3 protein-coding genes are annotated in these 4104 nt (G+C 40.9%); 1 reads left to right on the top strand and 2 read right to left on the bottom strand.

Annotated elements, in window-relative coordinates:
- Window positions 1-98 precede the first annotated feature (98 nt).
- Entirely contained in the window at window positions 99-2027 is a 1929-nt protein-coding gene (locus Q0L68_RS17300) for an AAA domain-containing protein (protein ID WP_296705516.1), read from the top strand.
- A gap of 126 nt (window positions 2028-2153) precedes the next feature.
- Here Q0L68_RS17300 and Q0L68_RS17295 read toward each other — a convergent pair whose 3' ends face one another.
- Both Q0L68_RS17295 and Q0L68_RS17290 read right to left on the bottom strand, forming a co-directional pair.
- Window positions 2154-2693: a DUF4924 family protein gene (locus tag Q0L68_RS17295; protein WP_296705515.1), complete on the bottom strand. Its 540-nt coding sequence runs from the start codon at window positions 2691-2693 to the stop codon at window positions 2154-2156.
- A gap of 935 nt (window positions 2694-3628) precedes the next feature.
- Window positions 3629-4104: TolC family protein (locus Q0L68_RS17290; protein ID WP_296705514.1), on the bottom strand; the 476-nt coding region annotated here is incomplete at its 5' end.

The raw sequence follows: 4104 nt of genomic DNA, 5'->3' as shown, positions 1-4104 counted from the left end.
TGGAAGGAAAGATATGCATGAGCTAAATAGTTCATCGATGCTTTTTGAGTAGAAAACTTAATCTGATTTGATTAGTTTCGACCCTAAAATACGGATTGATGCCCAATATCACGGAAGAATTAAAAAAAGGACTCAAACTGCTTAAAATTGAATGGCAGGAAGACCTAGCGCAATACAAAAAGAAATTCCTGAATACCTCTCTAGCAGATAAGAAAAAGGAGGGCATCACTTGGTATCCGATTCAGCTCAAAAAAAGTAAAATCGGGATGGGAGAGCGGCTTTTAGTGGAAGTAGAGCGTTTCGACTCCAACCATCCTTCTTCCTTTAATTCAGGCAAATCCGTTTCGTTTTTTACTACACAGGATAGTTACCAAAGTGCAGAACACCGAGTAAATGGTGTCATCAATTTTGTAAAGAGAAATACTATGACGGTCACTCTTCAGGTGGATGAAATACCGGATTGGATGGAAGGTAATAGGCTGGGAGTGGATTTATTGTTTGATGAAGCAAGCTACCGGGAAATGGAGTTTGCTTTGAAAAAAGTGATTTCCGGTGAAAACAAAAGGGTTGAGGAATTGAAAGAAGTGCTCCTGGGAGAAAAAGCCCCTCAGTTTTCTGAAAAAATCCAGCCAATTCATGAAGCACTGAATGATTCACAAAACTCTGCCTGTGAGAAAATCGCGAATGCCAAAGATGTGGCGATTGTGCATGGACCTCCGGGAACAGGGAAGACAACGACTCTGATCGATGCGATCCAAGATTCCGTGATCGCTGGAAAATCGATTTTAGTCTGTGCCCCAAGTAATGCAGCGGTAGATTTATTGGTAGAGAAACTTACTGATAGAGGCATTGAAACGCTACGTCTGGGGCATCCTGCCAGGGTGGAGGAAAAGATTCTGAATCAGACCTTGGATGCAAAAACTGCTTTTCATCCAAGCTATAGGGATCTGAAGAAACTTCGAAAAGAAACAGACCAGTACCTGAAACTGGCCAAACAATACAAACGAAATTTTGGACCAGAGGAGCGGGCTCAGCGGAAGTTGATGTTTGCCGAAGTTACCCGATTAAGAGAAGCTTCGAAATCATTGGAAGAATACATTCAGTACGACATTTTTCAAAAGACCAAGGTTTTTGCCAGCACGCTGGTAGGATCATCTGCTTATAGTCTGAAGGGAATGGAGTTTGACGTTGTATTTATAGATGAAGCTGCGCAAGGGTTGGAAGCGGCAACCTGGATTCCAATTTTGAAGGCCAAAAAAGTGGTTTTTGCCGGAGATCATTGTCAGCTTCCTCCCACGATCAAATCCTATCAGGCTGCTCAGGAAGGATTGGCAGAAACCTTATTCGAGAAAGTTATTTCCCGGAAGCCGCAGGCTGCACAGATGTTGCAGGTTCAATACCGGATGCCGGAGGCGATCATGGGTTTTTCCAATGCCCATTTTTACCAGGGAGAATTGAAGGCTGCAGCAAATACCCAATTACATGTATTTCCGGGAGAAGAAAGTTCTTTGGAATGGATTGATACGGCAGGGGCAGGATATACTGATCAAAAGGAAATGGAAAGCCTAAGCACCTTTAATCCAGAAGAAGCCGCTTTTGCTTGTCGCTATCTGAATGAGTTGATTGTGCGGATCGGGATTGCCAATTTCAAGCAAGAAGGCTGGACAATTGGACTGATAGCTCCTTATGGTGCGCAGGTTCGTTTATTACGAAATCTGATTTTTGAAGGGTTTGACTATCCCAATCTGAGAGCCTTTTCAGACTTGATCACCATCGATACGGTGGATGGCTTTCAGGGACAGGAAAGAGATCTGATGATGATTTCTCTGACCCGGTCCAATGACTCTGGAGAGATAGGGTTTTTGGCCGATGAGCGAAGAATGAATGTGGCCTTAACCCGTGCGAAACGAAAACTGGTTTTGATCGGCGATAGCAGCACCTTGGCTCAAAACCCGTTTTTTGATGGATTACTGCGGTATTTTGAAGAAAAGGGTGCTTACAAAAGTGTGTGGGAGTTTATGAATTAAAATTTAGAAGCTGACTTAGTCTTTGTTTTTACCTCCATTGACTTTATAAATCAAATAGCCTACGCCAATCAAAAAATGAAGAACCAAGATACCTACAACGATAAAAATGGTGGTATTGCTCATTGATCAATTTTTCGAAATAGAACTCCTCACTTTATAGTGATAGCTCAAAGTGCTTAGAATATCACCAAAAGTATCCGCTGACTTCAATTGCTCATCTGAAACTTTCTTTCCCAAAAGTCGGCAAAGTAAAAGTCCATACACACCATTCAGACAGATTTGAATTTCATTCCCTAATTCTTTGCCTGATGCCTCCATCACCGCATCAAGGATAAATGGTTTTGCTTTTTTGTATGTTTCAAAATAAACCGCATCTGTCTTGAGGAGATTCCAATGGATTTGTGCCAGTTCAGAAACCAAAAAATTCAATTCTTCTAAATGACCTTTTTCTAAAATATCCTGAGTTTTCATTTTCTCAAGAAGGCCTAAATACCACGCAGATATTTCTGCTTTTTCCTCCTCAGAAACCGGATATTTTTCCACCACAAAAGTTTTGATCTCCTCTGGATTTCCCTGATAAGATCGGATCAAATCCTCCATTTGATACATGTAGATGATGTATTCAGCAATGTTTGTGGACTTTTTGTTTTCGGCTACGGACTTCATGGCGCAAAGGTAAAAAAAGATTGGTTTTTGTCTTCTTTGCTTTCCAAAAGCAAACTAATCCTTGAAATGAATTTTGTGTTGGCAAGCAGCGTTGTCACGTTGAGCGGAGTCGAAGCGTCTTCGATTTCGAGACTCCCGTCTCTCAAGTGCTACCAATGACAGGTTAACTTAAATTTTGAAAATCAATAATTTCAAAATTTTATACTTTGTTAATGGAGATTAATTTGAGTTGATAATTGTTTCTCCAAATAAACATTTTGCTATTTATACCCTTTGTCCTTTTGCCTTGATGCAAAAGGACGAAAAAATCAAGATTTGGCAAAGCTTCCGCCGCACAAAGCATCCGCCCGCCCCGCTGCCAAATCCTCCCACCGCGCGACCGATTAATGATTGTTCTAAAATTGAAATGTCATTTTGTTAAAAAATCGAATTTTGGAGGGACTCCCTTAAACTATCCGGTTTTTGACCTGAAGGCAGCTCCGTTAAAAAATCGGCTAGCTCGCGAGTTTCGAGCGAGATCCGCCGATTTTTAGGAGATGCCAAAGCGAAAAAATCAAATCGGAACGCATTGAATTTATTACTGGAATTATTACCGATTTGAAGGAGAGTTTAGGGAAGAGGCTTTTGGGTACTTTTGGCCTCAAAAGTACCAAAGAGGAAGTTAGTTTTTTTCAATGCAGATTTCAAGATGATTTTTGCTTCTGCAAATAAACACAATTCCCTGCCAACTGTGACTGTTGCCATCTGCTGCGTCAGCCCCACTCGCCGACACTTAAAACATTTATTGTTGAGAATTGGTTTTCAGATGCGAAAAGAAAACAATAGAATCCATTTTGGATCCCACTGTTTACTTTTTGTATGTTCGAAGAATATTTAAGACTCGGACTGACAGGCCATTTTTTTAAAGGAGAAATAATTCCGTAAACTGACTCCTTTTAATCGCCATTAAGTTGCCAACCGCCACCAAGACTCCTATATAATTCCACTTTAGCCAAAGCCAATTGCATTTTTAACTGTACCACTTCGAGCTGGTTTTGCAAGGCATCTTCTTGTGCGTTGATGATTTCCAAGTAATTGGCAAATCCACTTTGGAAAAGTAAAAATGCATCTGTCATACCTTTGGTGGTCGTCCTTACTCTTTCTTGAGCGATATCATATTCTTCCTGCAGCTTTTCAATATTCACCAAAGCACTGGAAACTTCCATCACAGCAGTGTTTATTTTATCTCTGAAATCCAGTTCCGCAATCTCTCGTTCTTTGATCGCAATTCGATGGTTGGTTTTTAGCTTCCTGTTTTGAAAAATAGGCTGGAATAAAGCCCCATTAATCAAGGCAAAGCCAGATCCGATTGGATCCAACACGGTTCCAAATGCCATAGAATTAAGTCCGGCACCGGCATTGATGGTTAAGG

Origin of the sequence: Algoriphagus sp. (genome assembly GCF_024642405.1) — a bacterium.
In the GTDB taxonomy this organism is placed as follows: Bacteria; Bacteroidota; Bacteroidia; order Cytophagales; family Cyclobacteriaceae; genus Algoriphagus.
The sequence above is the reverse complement of the archived record's forward strand: the minus strand, read 5'-3'. Positions and strand labels throughout refer to the sequence as shown.

What these genes read in the sequence shown, in the direction of transcription:
- Q0L68_RS17295 (WP_296705515.1), bottom strand. Translation starts at nt 2,693, where the DNA reads ATGAAGTCCGTAGCCGAAAACAAAAAGTCCACAAACATTGCTGAATAC.
- Q0L68_RS17300 (WP_296705516.1), top strand. Translation starts at nt 99, where the DNA reads ATGCCCAATATCACGGAAGAATTAAAAAAAGGACTCAAACTGCTTAAA.